Source organism: Glutamicibacter sp. AOP5-A2-18, from assembly GCF_052446055.1.
Taxonomy (GTDB): domain Bacteria; phylum Actinomycetota; class Actinomycetes; order Actinomycetales; family Micrococcaceae; genus Glutamicibacter.
This window is the reverse complement of record NZ_JBQSVW010000001.1, coordinates 2,434,030-2,449,442: the sequence shown is the minus strand read 5'-3', so window position 1 is coordinate 2,449,442 and position 15,413 is coordinate 2,434,030. Positions and strand designations below refer to the sequence as shown.

General features: G+C 56.0%; 14 protein-coding genes. 9 read left to right on the top strand and 5 right to left on the bottom strand.

The features are described from left to right. Positions 1–181: 181 nt before the first annotated feature. Together ACT3RW_RS11760 and ACT3RW_RS11755 are read left to right on the top strand one after the other, a co-directional pair. Positions 182–4,426, top strand: a complete 4,245-nt coding sequence (locus ACT3RW_RS11760) for a DUF4011 domain-containing protein (protein WP_444614643.1) — start codon at positions 182–184, stop codon at positions 4,424–4,426. Next, positions 4,426–4,743: a hypothetical protein gene (locus tag ACT3RW_RS11755; RefSeq protein ID WP_444613880.1), complete on the top strand. Its 318-nt coding sequence runs from the start codon at positions 4,426–4,428 to the stop codon at positions 4,741–4,743. The genes ACT3RW_RS11760 and ACT3RW_RS11755 overlap by 1 nt, the downstream gene beginning before the upstream one ends. A 7-nt stretch (positions 4,744–4,750) precedes the next feature. Here the strand turns inward: ACT3RW_RS11755 and ACT3RW_RS11750 are convergent, their stop codons facing one another. Further along, the gene (locus ACT3RW_RS11750; protein WP_444613879.1) at positions 4,751–5,392 is read right to left on the bottom strand and encodes an RcpC/CpaB family pilus assembly protein; all 642 of its coding nucleotides are present in this window, start codon (positions 5,390–5,392) and stop codon (positions 4,751–4,753) included. 153 nt (positions 5,393–5,545) lie between these two features. Continuing rightward, entirely contained in the window at positions 5,546–6,160 is a 615-nt protein-coding gene (locus ACT3RW_RS11745; RefSeq protein WP_444613878.1) for a 5-formyltetrahydrofolate cyclo-ligase, read from the bottom strand. Positions 6,161–6,246: 86 nt separating this feature from the next. On the opposite strand from ACT3RW_RS11745, the gene ACT3RW_RS11740 reads away from it, so the two are divergent. Both ACT3RW_RS11740 and ACT3RW_RS11735 read left to right on the top strand, forming a co-directional pair. Beyond that, entirely contained in the window at positions 6,247–6,867 is a 621-nt protein-coding gene (locus tag ACT3RW_RS11740) for a GNAT family N-acetyltransferase (protein ID WP_444613877.1), read from the top strand. 180 nt (positions 6,868–7,047) lie between these two features. Beyond that, positions 7,048–7,908, top strand: coding sequence for a hypothetical protein (locus ACT3RW_RS11735; RefSeq protein WP_444613876.1), 861 nt, complete (start codon positions 7,048–7,050; stop codon positions 7,906–7,908). 87 nt (positions 7,909–7,995) lie between these two features. On the opposite strand, the gene ACT3RW_RS11730 is transcribed toward ACT3RW_RS11735, so the two are convergent. After that, a complete protein-coding gene (locus ACT3RW_RS11730; RefSeq protein WP_262199664.1) occupies positions 7,996–8,502 on the bottom strand; it encodes an Lrp/AsnC family transcriptional regulator in 507 nt (168 codons plus the stop codon). Between the two features lie 112 nt (positions 8,503–8,614). Here ACT3RW_RS11730 and ACT3RW_RS11725 point away from each other — a divergent pair, with 112 nt between their 5' ends. The 4 genes from ACT3RW_RS11725 (at position 8,615) to ACT3RW_RS11710 (ending at position 12,369) form a co-directional block, all read left to right on the top strand. Continuing rightward, positions 8,615–9,085 (top strand): NUDIX hydrolase, encoded by a 471-nt coding sequence (locus ACT3RW_RS11725; protein ID WP_131088699.1) that lies wholly within the window; start codon positions 8,615–8,617, stop codon positions 9,083–9,085. A 40-nt stretch (positions 9,086–9,125) separates the two neighbouring features. Continuing rightward, positions 9,126–10,031, top strand: a complete 906-nt coding sequence (locus ACT3RW_RS11720) for a glycine betaine ABC transporter substrate-binding protein (RefSeq protein WP_444613875.1) — start codon at positions 9,126–9,128, stop codon at positions 10,029–10,031. Positions 10,032–10,138: 107 nt separating this feature from the next. Then, positions 10,139–11,359 carry a pyridoxal phosphate-dependent aminotransferase gene (locus ACT3RW_RS11715; RefSeq protein ID WP_131088697.1) on the top strand — a complete coding sequence of 407 codons (1,221 nt, stop codon included), beginning with the start codon at positions 10,139–10,141 and terminating at the stop codon, positions 11,357–11,359. A 146-nt stretch (positions 11,360–11,505) separates the two neighbouring features. After that, entirely contained in the window at positions 11,506–12,369 is an 864-nt protein-coding gene (locus ACT3RW_RS11710) for a PPK2 family polyphosphate kinase (protein WP_444613874.1), read from the top strand. Positions 12,370–12,375: 6 nt separating this feature from the next. Here ACT3RW_RS11710 and ACT3RW_RS11705 read toward each other — a convergent pair whose 3' ends face one another. Together ACT3RW_RS11705 and xseA are read right to left on the bottom strand one after the other, a co-directional pair. Beyond that, complete coding sequence (locus tag ACT3RW_RS11705; RefSeq protein ID WP_131088695.1) at positions 12,376–12,603, bottom strand: exodeoxyribonuclease VII small subunit; 228 nt, start codon at positions 12,601–12,603, stop codon at positions 12,376–12,378. Positions 12,604–12,625: 22 nt separating this feature from the next. Then, positions 12,626–13,888: an exodeoxyribonuclease VII large subunit gene (xseA, locus tag ACT3RW_RS11700; protein ID WP_444613873.1), complete on the bottom strand. Its 1,263-nt coding sequence runs from the start codon at positions 13,886–13,888 to the stop codon at positions 12,626–12,628. Positions 13,889–14,184: 296 nt separating this feature from the next. On the opposite strand from xseA, the gene ACT3RW_RS11695 reads away from it, so the two are divergent. Beyond that, positions 14,185–15,375 carry an SH3 domain-containing protein gene (locus tag ACT3RW_RS11695; protein ID WP_444613872.1) on the top strand — a complete coding sequence of 397 codons (1,191 nt, stop codon included), beginning with the start codon at positions 14,185–14,187 and terminating at the stop codon, positions 15,373–15,375. Positions 15,376–15,413 lie beyond the last annotated feature (38 nt).

Here is a 15,413-nt window from a genome sequence, read left to right as displayed (position 1 = left end):
TCGGAAGCGGAACCTGCAAACAGGCGTGTAACCCCGAAAGGGCGTTGCTCACCAGTTTGGGTTCCGCTTCACGCAGTTAAAACGTGTTTCGCACCCCTGATCTGGGAGCTGGGTGCACTACGTTAGAAAGAGGCGTATTTGCACCGTGGTGCGCCCGAAAATGGTCGGTTCAGTGAAGGGAATGACTGTCGTGGCTAGTGGACAGAATGCTACCTCCGAGCGGGTAGCAACCTGGGTAAAATCCCTAGGACAAAGTGCTGGTGCGGATACCACCTTGCGGTTTGCTCCGTCGACGTCCAACAGCATCGATATCACCCACGCCAACCCCTCGGGGCTGGCGCAATTTCTTGCCGGACGGCGCACACGCCTGTCCACCCTGCTGCATGATGCAGAACAGTACGCCACCGCGCGCCGTACCGCGCGCGCCCTGGCCGCTAAGATCAATGAGCTCTGGGAAGAGCGCGGCATCGATGTCGGCTACCTAGCCGCCGGTGTTGCCAACTGGCGCGCAGTCCACGACGGTAAGAGCGAGCCAGTATCGGCGCCAATTATGCTCGGCCGCATCACGCTGACCAAGCACGTAGACGCTGATGACTATGACCTGCAGCTGGTGGGTCGCGCCACCGTTTCCCCGGCCTTTGTCCGTCAGTTTGAAGCTGACCACGAAGCCCGGGTAGATATCGACGCCGTTGACGCTGCTGCGTACTCCATCGCTCGTTTTGATCCAGCTCGTGGCATGGATGCACTGCGCCAGCAGATGTCTGAGGTTCCTGGCGTTGTTGTAGGCCACCGCCTGTTGCTCTCCACCTTCTCTGAACTGATGGACCCAGCTGATCCAGCAAAGCTTTCGGGCTCACACCCGGTCATCGAAGCACTGATCCGTTATGACGAATCCGAAAAGCAAGCTAAGAGCGCGTCGGATAACAAGACAGCTGAAGCTCTAGCCAAACTTGTTGCTGCCAAGCCAAACGTTGCTGGCACCATCAACAAGCCTGACACCGACAAGACTGCTGGCAACAGTGCTGCCGCTTCCACGCCGGCTACTGCTGACGAGTCCAAGACTGAAGAAGCTGGCAACGGCGAAAAGTCCGGCTCCCGCTTTGGCCGAGTGCGCAATATCCTCAAGGACAGCACCCGCTCACGCAAGCAGCCAAGCTCAACCGAGGAAACCTCGGCCCGCAAGGTGCACACCGGCCACACCACGCTGGCCAAGTCTTCAGATGATCGTGATCCAGAAGATGAGTTGTACTTGCTGGACGCTGATGAGTCCCAAGCAAAAATGCTCGACTACATTTCCGCCGGAGAATCGGTAGCAATTAACGCTGCCGCCGGTACCGGTGCCACCCAGACCGCACTGAACGCTGCCGCACTATTGGCGGCTCAGGGCAAGCGAGTTCTGGTTGTTGCCGAACAGCGCTCCGCCGCCGAAGAATTTGTTCAGCTGTTTAATCAGAAGCTGGATGCCGGAAGCCTTTTGCTGGAACCTAATGAGGATCCAGATTCCCTGCGCACCTTGCTGACCAAGGCTATTTTGCGCAATGAGCAGGCTACCGAACCGCAGCTGGGCACGATGTTCAAGCGTCTGCGCGATTCCCGCCACACCTTGCACGAACACGTGAAGTCGTTGCACTCGGTGCGTAGCCGTTGGGGTTGCTCGCCATACCAGGCGATGCAGGAGCTGGCTCGACTAGCTGCCCTAGAACCTGCCCCTTCCACCACGGTGCGCCTGAAGCGTTCGGTGCTTGATTCCATGGGTCAGCGCGGCCACGTAGCTGCACAGCTTAAGCGTGCGGCACAGCTGGGCGCCTATTCCAAGGAACACACCACCAGCCCATGGCATGGTGCTCCACTGCGCAACGCTGAAGCCACCGAACAGGCTTTGTCCCTGGCCAGCGGTTTGGGCCGCGACCTGCCGATCCTTCATGAGCACATGGAGAAGATTGCTCAGCAGTCACAGATCCGTCTGGAAGACAGCTACGACAAGTGGGGCGACCAGCTGCAGTTGCTGGTGGCCGTGCGTGGTTCGCTGGATAAGTTTGAATCAGACATTTTTGAAGGCGACATTGATGATTTGATCGCGGCTACCGCGACCAGCTCATGGCGTCGTGAGCATGGCGTGGAAATGGGCTCCATTGTCCGTTCGCGTCTGCGCAAGATTGCCAAGGAATACGTTCGTCCGGGCATGCACATCGCTGATCTGCAGTCCGCCTTGCAGGCAGTTTCTGTCCAGCGTGATGCATGGCGCGCCATCGCCACCAGCCAGCGCAACCCACAGGTCCCAGGTGGACTGTTGGACGTTGAAGCTGGCTACCACGACGCTGGTGCACGCATCGATAAGCTTGCGACCATGCTGCCTTCTTCCGTTGGATCGCGCCTGCGCGAAATGCCGATTGCCGAGTTGCTGGATCTTATTGCAGCATTGGTTGACCGCCGCGAAGACTTGGGCGAACTGCCAGAACGCACGTTGATCTCCGAACAGCTCACCGAAGCTGGTCTAGGTGATCTGCTGGATGACTTCGCCGAACGTGAAATCGATACGGACGCCGTAGACAGCGAACTGGAACTTGCCTGGTGGCAGTCCGTGCTGGATGCCATGATTTCCGGGGATGACTTCCTGGCCATGAACGATGGCTCCAAGCTGGAAAAGATCGAGGCAGATTACCGTCTGGCTGACGGTGCACATATTGCTTCCGGACCAGATCGTATTCGTTGGGCTCTGTCGCGTAACTGGAAGGCTGCCCTAGCTGACCACCGTGCCGGTTCCCGCGCACTGCGAAATATGCTCAAGGACGGAACCCCAACTATCGCTGGGCTGTTCCGACTCGGTGCTCCTCTTGCTAGCTCGTTGACTCCGGTCATCGTTTCGGCTCCACTGCTGCTAGGTAGCGCACTGCCAGAAAACGCAGAATTTGATGCAGTCATCCTGCTCGAAGCCAACTACCTGTCCTTGCGTGAAGTACTTGACGCCGTTCGCCGTTCCGGTCAGGTCATTGCCATTGGCGATGAAATGCTCGGTGCCCCGAAGCGCTTTGAAGTTTCCGTGGATCCAACCGCCCGCGTGGTTGAGCACAAGCAGGACGTCTCTGCACTCTCAGCATTGAACAAGGTTTTGGTTTCAGGCTCGTTGTCCACCGTTTACCGGGGGATTGACGAAGGTCTGGTGGAGCAGCTGTCCACGACCTACTACGACTCAACAATTTCACGTCTGCCAATGGCCGTGAACATCAGTGGTAATTCGCCACTGTTGCGTAGTGAGTATGTTCCGGACGCTACCGGCTCGCTGGTCAACAGCGAAGATGGTGTCCAGACCACGGCAGCTGAAGTGGCCCGCATTGTTGACTTGGTCTTTGAGCACTTCAAGAACCAGGGTGAAGAATCCTTGGCTGTTATTGCCTCAAACCGAAGCCATGCAGCAGCTATCGCTGAAGCAATTCGAGTGCAGCTACCAAACCACAAGTACGCAATGGATTACTTGCGTTCAAAGCAGGAACCATTCGTGGTGACCACCATGGATCGTTTGATCGGCTTGCGCCGTGACGCGGTAATCTTCGCTTGGGGTTACGGCCGTACCACCCACGGTAAGATCCTGCACGAATTTGGTGCACTCTCACGCGAAGGTGGAGAGCAGCTCTTTGTTGCTGCGATGACTCGTTCGCGCAGCCGCATGACCTTGGTTTCCAGCTTGCTGCCCAACGACGTTGACCTGAACCGCGTGTACCGCGGCGCTCGTCAGTTCTTTGAACTGTTCGGTCGGGTACAGGCCGGGGACTCGGGCGTAAGCGCCATGCGTAACCCACGCTTTGATCCGCTGGTTTCTGACTTGGCTCGTCGTTTACGTGAACGCGGTGCGATTGTTGCCGAGGACTACCGCGGTGTCCTTGACCTTTCAGCTCACGTTTTTGACGCGGCAGAAAGCGGCATCCGTCCGCTTGCTGTGGTCTATGACGGCACCGAGCACTACGCGGAACTCACTGTTCGTGAGCGTAGCCGCTTGCGCCCAGAATTCTTCGAGAAGCACGGTTGGCGTTATGTCCCACTGTGGACCATCGACGTCTTCACCGATCCAGGATCAGTCACCGAACGTCTGGCTACCTACCTGCAGCTCAAGGCTCCTACGACTCCTGCAGTAGCCAAGGAATCTGGCTCGCGCAGTTCACTGACTGCCGCTCGTCCGGTCTCTGCCCGTGAGGTCACCACCGACGAAGCGCCAAAGGAAAAGAGCGGGCTGCTTAAGTCCGCTAAGTCCAAGTTGGAACCGAAGGCTGAAGCTAAGGTCGAGGCCAAGAGCGAAGACAAGAGTGAGAACAAGGCACAGGAAACTGATGCTAAGTCGCCAGCTGAGCAGGTGGCACCAGAAGCCGAGCCAACCACTCCGGCACCGGTTCCAGCCAGCGAGACTGCCGAACAGGTGGAGTCCAAGAAGTAATGACTTCTGAGCAAGAACCAACGCGCGGTCGCCGTAAGCGACCGCGCGTTGTCGCACCATCACAACATCTTGAACAGCGTGTTCAGCTCACCGGAAGTTACACACCGGTGCCGCGCTCAGCGTCCGTTGACCGTGCTCTAGCTACGGGTCAATCCGCTGACGGAACTTCCTCGCCAGCAACTTCGAATCAGTCCAAGCGCACCACCGATCCATTGGCAGATCTAGTTGCCAAAGATCAGGACCCGCGTAGCTGGGGAGATTCCAAAGAAGATCTTGCTGAACTCATGAAGCGCGAAAAGCCACCACACTGGGGCTAAACCTTAGCTAGTTGACTAAGACTGCTGAGACCTTGCCACGCGAGACCGCTCCGGAAAGATCATCAGACAGGCTGCTGGCGGCAGCGACCACAATGATTCCTTCGCCCGTTGCAGTGGCGCCGTTGAGCATGCCAAATTCTGAACTTGTTGCACTTTGCGGAACCCAAAGAACGGATACAGCTTTGGCTATGGTGCGTGACTGAATTTCTTGGTCAAAGCCATCTCCGGTGGTCAGGACAATATCCACCATCTGACCGGGATGAAGCAACGAAACTGTCGCCGGATCACTGAGTCGTAAAGGTACCGCCACTGTGCCCTCGATGGACCCAGCAAGAAGCTGAGGCCCAACCAACGCATACTTGCGCACCACCGTTCCGGCATCCAAACCCACAGCGGCTCGCTGGCCAACTAATTGGTCAGCAGACTCGAAGACTTCGCTATCTTGTGGGTCTAATCGTGCTGTTTGCACTGTGAGCTGATTGGCCGAAATTTCACTGCCGGCAGCGATGTCGCTGGACACAACAACAACTTCACGTTGAGAGAGCTGTCCTGAAGAAAAGACATTGAGTGTGCCGGCCAACGCCAAGAGTGCAAACCCGATGGCTAAAGGTTTGCGGTAGCGACGCAAGAGTTCGCTACGAGTGCGCACCGGGCGGACTTTTGGTTTAGGTATGACCGGAGGACGTGGCGCCGTGACAGTTCTGGAGAAGTAACTCATACCCCAATGCAAGCGTGGAGTCTTTGATACCCAGATGCATTGGAAACGAACTGTGCGTAAATCTGTAATCCAGACCTGTTGCCTTTACGGGATCTGATGTACCTGCGTAGGAGTGAAAACTAGATCCACCGGCTGATCATGCTCAGCTACAGGGAAGGCATCTTCGTCAACAAATTCGCTGTCGTAAACCACAGCAGCCACACGCACCGGTGAATCCTCGATCAACGGCAGGAACCGGTCGTAGTAACCACCGCCCTGGCCAAGGCGACGTCCTTGAGCGTCAATGGCCAATGCCGGAATGATGATGGTGTTGATGTCATCAAAGATGTCATTGGCAAAGCGTGGCCCCACCGGTTCCAGAACAGGTGCTTGAGCGCTAGGTAGGAACTCGATGCCCGGGGAGTATGCAGACCAAGATAACGCGAAGTCTGGTTCACAAATGGGCAGATAAACTTCAATGCCCTCATTGACCAAGGCATCTAATAAGACTGAAGTGTCCGGCTCACCGGGGGAGGAGCAGTAAGCTGCGACCTTTCGAACGATGCCGGTGCTCTGCGTGAGATAGCCGAGGACCGTAGCTGCCAACTGCTTGCCATGATCCTCCCGGGTCGCAGGATCCAAAGCTTGTCGAGCGGCCCGAATTTTGGTGCGGACAGCTTTCTTCTCTACGTCTCGGTTCTTCGAAGCATCGGCAGTCATATTTACAGCTTACGCAAAACGCAATGAATTGGAACCGGCCCGCAACGGTGCACGCCAAGTGAGCATTCGGGTATTACGATGTGCTCATGTTCTTCTCTCCTCGGGCCTCACGTCTGGTTCCTGAATTGACCTCGGACCGACTGCTGTTGCGCCAGCTGACTTTGCGCGACGAGAGAGAGTGGCTTAACTTGCGTTACACCAACTCGCGATGGCTCAAACCGTGGGACCCCACCAGTCCCTCGGGTGTGCCAGAACCCATGACCTATACGCAGATGATTCGCGCTAAGGACGAAGCTGCACGTGACGGCAGCGGCTATTCCTGGGCCATCGCTCTGCCGCAGCTTCGTCAATCACGGCCTCCGCTGATCGGTCAGGTCTCGCTTTCTTCAGTTCAGTACGGTGCGGCGCGCAGTGGGTCTATCGGTTATTGGATCGATGGCAGTCACGCGGGTTTCGGTCTGATGCCTGAAGCCTGCGCTTTGGTGATTGATCATTGTTTTCAGGATTTGGATCTGCACCGACTCGAAATCAACATTCGCCCGGAGAACGCGGCAAGCCTTCGGGTGGTGGAAAAGCTGGGGTTTAGGGATGAAGGTCTGCGCCGGGCGTACCTGCATATCAATGGTGCGTGGGCGGATCATCGCACCTTTGCGTTGAACCGAGAAGAGCTTTCCACCACGATGCTCGAACGCATCTACGAACGATGAAGCACAATTAGCTTCACTACGCGCAGAGGTCTTCACTGAAGCGAGGATTCGTGGTGAAAACTTATAGACACACCGGCATATGTGCGTGTCACCGTAGGAAAGGTTGCATAGGGTTGAGATGAAAGAGTCATATTCGACTCTATGAGATTTGACCGACTCAATCGGTGATGGAGGACCCACATGGCTGGCACGTCCCAGAGCGCTTCGCAGAAAGATGCTGCGTCCCAACTCAAGATACGTGTGCGCTATGGCCGGTTGTCCGTTGCACTGATCGGTGTCTTGGCAATTTTGGCGACAGTTCTTGGAGTCATCTTGGCTCCGTTCACTGCCCTCTCCTTTGGCACTGTAGGAATTTTCGCGCTGCTCGCAGTTGCTTCCTTCGCCACTTTGCGAATGCTCGCTGTCCGAGACCGCAACCGCAAGCTGCTTGATCACCTTGAGGCAACTCGCCAGAAGGCACTGCAGACTCCGGCCTTTGAAGATGCTGCCAACAAGGTCATCGCACGCAAGTACGATGGTGAAGAAGTCTTTGACGCTCGTCCGGGCTCAGCACGACGTGCTCCGGCCATCACCGCTGATGAACTTCGCGCCGAAGCTTTGCGTGTAGCTCACGGTCACGGTGGAGTGAAGCAGCCAGATACTTGGGTTCCAACCCGCGTGCCAAAGCCAACTTATGTTGAAGCAAGCGAGCGTATCGCTCAGGCTGCGAAGACCGCTAATGAAGCACCTGCGGTTCGTACCCAGAAGGCTCCGCTTCCTGCTGAACAGCCATTGCGCCCAAGCAAGCAGATCAGCCTCAAGGCTTCGGAAGATGCCAAGCGTTTGGCTACCGAGGTTTCAGCAGAAGACCGTGCAGCAGTTACTTCGGTAGCTACCAAGCGTGCTGAGACTACTAAGGAAGCTGCACCAAAGGAGCCTGAAGCTCCAGCAGCGGAAACCGTTGCTCCAGTGACCGGCACCTTGCCAGCCTCTGACCTTTCGGTTTCCAGCACCAAGCCTCGTCTGAACTTAGACGCAGTAATGCAGCGCCGCCGCGCATAAAACTTTTGAGCAAAAAACAAGCTGTGATCCTCACCGAATATCGGTGAGGACCACAGCTTTTTTAATACGTTTTTGAGCTGGTCTTAACTAGTGCATCATGTCTTCTGAAGGCAGCGGACCCTGGTTGCCACGGTGATGCGCAAAGACCAAAGTGGTCTCGGTGTGCCCAACGGATTCATCGGTTGCCAAGTTATCTAGCACCCAGTCGCGCAATGCGTCCGTGGAACCTACAGCGATGTGTAGGAGATAGTCGGTGCCACCGGAAACGTGGAACATGGAGAGAACTTCTGGAAGGCGGGGGATCCGCTCCACAAAGGTATCGATTTTCTCGCGGTCATGGGCACGTAGTTTGACCGAGATCAATGCCTGAACGGTTCGGCCTACGGTCCCGAGTGCCACTTCGGCGTGATAGCCGGTGAGGATTCCACGTTCCACCAACGAACGGGTGCGCAGAAGCGCAGTCGACGGCGCGATGCCTGCGCGCTGGGCTAACGTGGCGTTGGAGATACGTGCGTTAGCGACCAGTTCGTCGATGATGATTCGATCAATTTCATCTAGATCGACGTTTGAAGAATGCTCTGAGTGCGGGGCCATAAGAATATTTCATCACATCCTCACGGCTTCAGTGGGATATTTGGCAAATAAACTGCCTTATGCCCTGAGCGGTAGGGCAAATAATCGCTGAACAAACCGATATATTGGGGATATGACACGTCGTTCTGAGCACACCGGTGAATCCTTCGATACCAGACTGGCAGCATACTGCTTGGTGGAAAACGAAGGAAAGATACTGCTGACACTCTGGGACATGCGCCACCGAGATCCAAAATTTACACCCCGCTGGTCACTGCCCGGTGGAGGCATTGATCTGGGCGAACCAATTATCGAAGGTGCCAAGCGCGAAGTTTATGAAGAGACCGGCTACGCGGTAGGGGAGCTGGAATTGCTGGATGTGACCACGGGTGTCATTCCAGGGGCAAAGCGTTACTCCGGTGAAGGCTACCCAATGCAAACTGTTGCAGTGGTCTATAAAGCCAAACTCACCGGTGGAGAGCTCCGCCATGAAGTTAACGGTTCCACCAGTCAGGCTGCTTGGTTTACCCGCGAAGAAATTCAGAAGTTGAATTGCATTGAGCGTGTAGAAAGCATCTTGCGACTGACCGCAACTGGTAAGTAACCGCTGATCTAAAAGTCTCTGCCATAGAATCTATAGGGATATGAACTTGCGAAAATCCTCTCGTCTCGGTGTCCTCTGCCTAGCCCTGCTATTGCCACTTGCCGCGTGCACTGCCAATGAGCAGACTTCCACCAACGAGTCCAGCAAGAACGTGACCTTGAAGATTGCTCGCGGTGATCGGCCAGTTGAGCAAGCACTGGCAGAGGTTTACAAAAACGCTCTGGAAGCTAAGGGTTATACCGCTCAGATCAACAAGTCCGGCGATGATCCCTTTAAACAGGTTCAAGACGGCCAAGCTGATGTGGCGATAGACCAAGCCACAACTGCGCTCTTCCTATCTAAAGATTCTGCTGGCGTCACTGGCGACGACGGCGTTCTGTCTGTTGACGATTTGAAGAAGCTGCGCTCAGAAATCAACGATTCTGATCAAGAGATCACGGCACTAGATATGAGCACTGCAGACGCGGGCAAAGAATTAGTCATGAGTGAGGCAGAAGCGGACACCCATGAGGTTGATTCGCTGTCCTCGCTGGCTAAAGCGTGCAGCAAGCTCACCGTGATCACCGATGCATCGGATACGAGCAATCTTGCCGCAACACTGGAGACCGAGGGGTGCCAGACGCCTAAGATCTCTGTCGTTGATTCTGCGGACATCGATACTCAGCTGCGGGCCTCGGTGGATCGAGCGGTCGCGGTCAGTGCCGGCAACGCCATCATTTCTGATGAAGGTTTTAAGAGCATTTCAGATAGCGCCAAGTTGTTTAACGCAGAGCCCTACCTGTTGCTTGCTGGCGCCAACGTGGATGACAAAGCGCAAGACGAACTGAACAAGGTAACCGCAGAACTCTCACAGCAGACCCTGGTGGACCTGAACCGAATGGTCAACGAACCTGGGGCGATGGCGCCCAAGGAAGCGGCGACCCGCTGGGAATGGATTATCGAGTAGCAGGCTCACACTGCTCTTGGTATTCGACCCTTTAGGATTTCGGCCGCTTCCGACGGCGGTCGAGTAACAAGGTGTGTTTCACACACCTGACATGAGAAAGTGTAATCATGGCAGAATTCAAGCAATCGACGAAACTGCACAATGTCCTGTACGACATCCGCGGCCCGCTACTAGAGCATGCCCAGCGAATGGAGTCCGAGGGACACCGCATCCTGAAGCTGAACATCGGCAATCCCGCGCCGTTCGGCTTTGAAGCGCCTGACGCGGTGCTTGTCGACATGATTCGCAACCTGCCAAACGCCCAAGGTTATTCAGACTCTCGTGGCATCCTCTCGGCACGTACTGCCGTTTCGCAGTACTACCAGACCCGCGGCATCCAGACCATTGGTGTGGATGACATCTACCTGGGTAACGGTGTCTCCGAGCTGATCACGCTCTCGCTCAACGCGCTATTGAACAATGGCGACGAGATCCTGATCCCTGCTCCGGACTACCCACTGTGGACCGCTTCGGTTTCCCTGGCTGGTGGCACCCCGGTGCACTACCTGAATACCGAAGAGGAGGGCTGGCTTCCTGACCTCGAGGACATGGAAGCTAAGATCACCGATCGCACCAAGGGCATCGTGATCATCAACCCGAACAACCCCACAGGTGCCGTCTACCCGAAGGAAACCCTAGAGGGAATCTTGGAGCTGGCGCGTAAACACAACTTGATTGTGTTCTCGGACGAGATCTACGAAAAGATCCTTTACGATGACGCCGTGCACATCAACACTGCTGCGCTGGCTGATGACGTGCTGATCTTGACCTTCTCGGGTCTGTCCAAGGCGTACCGTGTGTGCGGTTTCCGCTCTGGCTGGATGGCCATCTCCGGTCCTAAGCATCAGGCCAAGGACTACGTTGAAGGCATTAATCTGCTGACCAACATGCGTCTGTGCGCTAACGTGCCCGGGCAACACGCAATCCAGACTGCACTGGGTGGCTATCAGTCCATTGATGACTTGATCCTGCCCGGTGGACGTCTGCTGGAACAGCGCGATGCAGCCTACAACCTGCTGACCGCAATTCCGGGTGTGAGTGTTCAAAAGGCCAAGGGTTCGCTGTACATGTTCCCCAAGCTGGATCCAGAAGTGTACCCAATGCATGATGATGAAGTTTTTGCCCTTGAGCTGCTCAAGGCTCAGAAGATTCTGATCACGCAGGGCACCGCCTTCAACTGGGTCCGTCCGGATCACTTCCGTCTGGTGACCCTGCCTAACGTGCGAGACCTGACCGACGCTGTGGGACGTATTGGACAGTTCCTTGAAGACTGGCGCGCGCGAGCCTAGTCTCTGATCGCTAAGCACTGAGCTCTTACACCTTCACCGAACCATCAACCTGGTTCGGTGAAGGTGTTTTTGCGTCGAAACATCTATTTGTCAGCGCTGCTAAATTCATCCCACCGAGAAGCTGAACTGCGCGTTATGCTGGGGTCATGAGCAAATATCCGCAGAATCTGCTAGCTTCATTGCGCGTAGTAGGCCCGGTTGACTTGGCCGAGCGCGCCACCGGAGAACCTAAATGGTGGCCTAAGAAAGCTCCTCAATCTAAGGCGCAAGCAGCCAAGCGATTAGCTGAGATTGCCCTTGAACTCGCTGAACTTCAAGAACGCTTATTTGCTTCCGCATCCCACGGAGTGATCAACGATTCACTGCTTCTGGTGCTTCAAGGAATGGATACCTCCGGCAAGGGTGGAATCGTGCGCCACGTGATGGGTCTGTTTGATCCTCAGGGCGTAGACCACCACGCATTTAAGACGCCAACTGATGAAGAGAAAGAACACGACTTCCTCTGGCGCGTTGAGAAGCAGCTACCCAAGCCGGGACACATCGGCGTTTTTGACCGCTCACACTACGAGGATGTGCTGATCCACAAGGTGCAGAAGCTGAGCACCGGACGACAGATTCAGGGCCGATACCGTCGGATCCCCACCTTTGAACGCAAGCTAGGCGAGCGTGGCATCCACCTATTCAAGGTGATGCTGCATATCAGTGCCGACGAACAGTACGCGCGACTGCGCGAGCGCTTAGACCGTCCAGATAAGCACTGGAAGTACTCGCCAGGCGATGTAGATGATCGTTTGCTTTTTGCTGAGTATCAGCAGGCTTATGAGATCGCCATTGAACGTACCGCCACCGAAGATGCACCGTGGTACGTAATTCCGGCAGATCAGAAGTGGCGGGCTCGGCTCTGTGTAGCTGAGCTACTCTTAGCTTCGCTGCGTGACATTGATCCGCAGTGGCCGGAAGCTGACTTTGATGTCTCGGCCGAAAAGAAGCGTCTGTCTGAGACTAAGTAAAGGGTCTTAGTCGTTAGTGTCTTCTACTCGGCTGCGTGCTTGCTCAAGACGTTGCGAGACACCGTTGAGCCAATTTTCGCAGTGTGCTGCGAGGGCTTCGCCGCGCTCCCACAGCGCGAGCGAAGCTTCCAGCGCGACGCCGCCGGTTTCCAATTGGCTGACCACGGTCAGCAGTTCTTCGCGAGCTTGCTCGTAGGAGAGGTTCTTGATGTCCTCAGGGATTGGTGTAGTCATGATGGCTCCAGAATTCTTCGAGTTAGTTCGCGGCATCGCCGGCGGGAATTGATTGTTTGGTCTGTGCGGTGAGCTGCCCTGAGGCCAACCGGATGAAGAGCTCAGAATCAACCGGGGCATCTGCGGCTTCACGCACGATGCTGCCGTCAGCAAGTTGCGTGACCGAGTAGCCTCGGTCCAAGGTCTGCTGAGGAGACAGTGCGCGTACCTGAGATTTCAAATGGTTGATCTCATCCCGGGCTCGTTGCACGCGGTAGTGCAGCAGGTCCGTAGAGCGTTGCTTCCAACGCTCTAGATCTTCGGCTCGTGAAGTCACCATTACCTGCGGGTTGGCAAGCACCGGACGCTGACGTACGGAGGCGAGAAGTTGTGCTTCGCGTTCCAGCAAGTTGTTGATTGAGCGCTCAAGACGATTACGCGCCAACTGCAGTCCGGCGAATTCTTCATTAAGATCCGGAACAATACGCTTGGCCGCATCCGTGGGAGTTGAGGCACGCACATCCGCGACATCGTCAAGGATTGGCCGGTCTGCCTCGTGGCCAATGGCCGAGACGACCGGAGTCGCGGCAGCGAATACTGCACGAATCAACTCTTCGTTGGAGAACGGCAGCAGGTCTTCTAAGGCGCCGCCACCGCGGGCAATGACGATGACATCAATCTGCGGATCAGCATCAAGTTCCTTGAGCGCAGCGGTCACTTGGTTGGCAGCGTCCACACCCTGAACTGCCGTATTGATCACCCGGAATTGGGCGGATGGCCAGCGCAGTGTGGCGTTGCGCAGAACGTCCTTTTCAGCATCTGAATCACGTCCCGTGATCAAACCAATACGCCCAGGAAGAACTGGCAGTGGCAGTTTGTGCTCAGGGGCAAAGAGACCTTCAGCGCCCAAAGCTTGGCGCAATCTTTCGAGTCGCACCAATAGTTCGCCCAAGCCCACCGGGCGAAGATCTGTCGCATTCAAAGAAAGGCGACCGGTCTTCGCATAGAAGCTTGGCTTCACCTGCGCCACTACCCGAGAACCTACCTCAGGGGTGGCGTCGAGCTTGCGCATGGTGGAGGACCAAATCGTCACCGAGAACGAGAAATCCGAATCCACGTCACGCAGGGTGAGGTAGGCATGGCCATTGCGCACATTGGCTTCCAACAGTTGTCCCTCCACCCACACCACGGGGGAGTTCTCAATGTGGATTTTCAGCTTCTCTGAGAGCAGGCGCAGCGGCCACGGGCTATCCGCGGTGGTCTGCCCAGCAGTAGCCGGCAGGCTTGCTGGTGATTGGGGCTCCATCCAGGCCGCTCCTTGAAAAATCGATGTATGGCACCAGCTCTCACAATCGCTGTTGCACAAGTGAGACTACCGTATGGCACCGACGGTTCTAGGGATTACTGAGCCTTTCGGTGCTCCAATCTAGATGGAGCATTGGTATCACAATGGGTGAAGTTTAGCTGTGGTTCATCGTGACTAGCAGTCTTGGAATTGCTTTTCGAACGATTGGATTAAGCCTTCGTTTTTGTGTTGCCTCTCGCTTACACCAAGCGCACACTCTTGAGCATTGGAGAATCATTCGCGAAAGGCACAGCGTCATGCATGGGGAATCAAAGAATCATCACTTCCGGCGGAGTATAGGAGCAACGGCATTATCGGCAGGATTGCTGGTCGGCTCGGTTCCACTCTCGGCCTCAGCCCTTGGCGCGGGGTCACTGTCCGTGCCGGCAGTATCAACCGTTGCTGTGGCAACCGAACTGTCCATCGACTGGCCCTCACGGGTACGAACCACTGACAACCTGAACATGCGCACCGGGTCGTCCACTGCCTATTCGGTGCTGAAAACAATCCCTAAAGGCACCTCGGTTGCCGTGGTGGGGCGCGCGTCAAACGGCTGGTACAAAGTCAGCTACGACGGCAAGAGTGGATACGTGAGCAACAGTTATGTTGTCGCCGCTTCGGTACGAACGCTAGACAGCCTCAATATGCGAGGCGGTGCATCGACCAGCTACCGAATTCTGAAAACTATTCCCACCGGGACCACGGTCTCTGCCTACGCCAAAGCCTCCAACGGCTGGTACAAGGTCAGCTACGGCGGATCCACCGGCTGGGTCAGCGGAACCTACGTCACCACCTATCCCAAGCCACCGTCAGCACCAATGAGCAGCGGGCCAAACCGTACCTCACGAGTGGTGCTGACCTTTGATGACTGCCCGAGCACCCTGAGCGCATATAAGGACACCATCAACTATGCCGCCAGCGCCAACATCGGTTTGGTCATCGCACCGATCGGGGACTGCCTAGCTTCCTACAAATCACGCTACGGGGTGGATCTAGCCAGCCTGGCCCGCGCCAAAGGCCAATGGGTGATCAACCATTCGATCAGCCACCCTGATCTACGCCCACTGAGCTGTCAGAAGGTTGGCGCGCAACTTGGTGGCACCGGTGTGCACACCAACTTCGGGCGTCCACCCTATGGGGCAGTCGACGGTTCGGTGCGTTGTGGTTACAACAGCCGCGGCATGGCCCCATGGACCTGGACTCGGGATACCGAAGACTGGAAGGTGAAATCCAAGTCCATCACCATCGCCCGTGCTGCGGCGGCGGCCAAGGGGGATACCGTGCTCATGCACATGCAGTGGTACGGCTTCTCGCCCGATTCACTACGCCAGATCAAAGCCAAACTGGACAATCGTGGCATCGGTGTCTGCCGGACATACAAGGGTAGCGATGGGACCGGAGCGGTAGTTCGCACCCCGGTGAAGTTCCCAAGTTCGCTGCCTTGTTAGCTGGTTTTCTGATGAGTGGAGGTGGAACTCACAGGGTG

Excerpts from the sequence above, each read along its gene's own strand:
- ACT3RW_RS11735 (WP_444613876.1), top strand. The coding sequence starts at position 7,048 with ATGGCTGGCACGTCCCAGAGCGCTTCGCAGAAAGATGCTGCGTCCCAA.
- ACT3RW_RS11715 (WP_131088697.1), top strand. The coding sequence starts at position 10,139 with ATGGCAGAATTCAAGCAATCGACGAAACTGCACAATGTCCTGTACGAC.
- ACT3RW_RS11705 (WP_131088695.1), bottom strand. The coding sequence starts at position 12,603 with ATGACTACACCAATCCCTGAGGACATCAAGAACCTCTCCTACGAGCAA.
- ACT3RW_RS11760 (WP_444614643.1), top strand. The coding sequence starts at position 182 with ATGACTGTCGTGGCTAGTGGACAGAATGCTACCTCCGAGCGGGTAGCA.
- ACT3RW_RS11710 (WP_444613874.1), top strand. The coding sequence starts at position 11,506 with ATGAGCAAATATCCGCAGAATCTGCTAGCTTCATTGCGCGTAGTAGGC.
- ACT3RW_RS11695 (WP_444613872.1), top strand. The coding sequence starts at position 14,185 with ATGCATGGGGAATCAAAGAATCATCACTTCCGGCGGAGTATAGGAGCA.
- xseA (WP_444613873.1), bottom strand. The coding sequence starts at position 13,888 with ATGGAGCCCCAATCACCAGCAAGCCTGCCGGCTACTGCTGGGCAGACC.
- ACT3RW_RS11740 (WP_444613877.1), top strand. The coding sequence starts at position 6,247 with ATGTTCTTCTCTCCTCGGGCCTCACGTCTGGTTCCTGAATTGACCTCG.
- ACT3RW_RS11745 (WP_444613878.1), bottom strand. The coding sequence starts at position 6,160 with ATGACTGCCGATGCTTCGAAGAACCGAGACGTAGAGAAGAAAGCTGTC.
- ACT3RW_RS11720 (WP_444613875.1), top strand. The coding sequence starts at position 9,126 with ATGAACTTGCGAAAATCCTCTCGTCTCGGTGTCCTCTGCCTAGCCCTG.
- ACT3RW_RS11725 (WP_131088699.1), top strand. The coding sequence starts at position 8,615 with ATGACACGTCGTTCTGAGCACACCGGTGAATCCTTCGATACCAGACTG.
- ACT3RW_RS11755 (WP_444613880.1), top strand. The coding sequence starts at position 4,426 with ATGACTTCTGAGCAAGAACCAACGCGCGGTCGCCGTAAGCGACCGCGC.
- ACT3RW_RS11730 (WP_262199664.1), bottom strand. The coding sequence starts at position 8,502 with ATGGCCCCGCACTCAGAGCATTCTTCAAACGTCGATCTAGATGAAATT.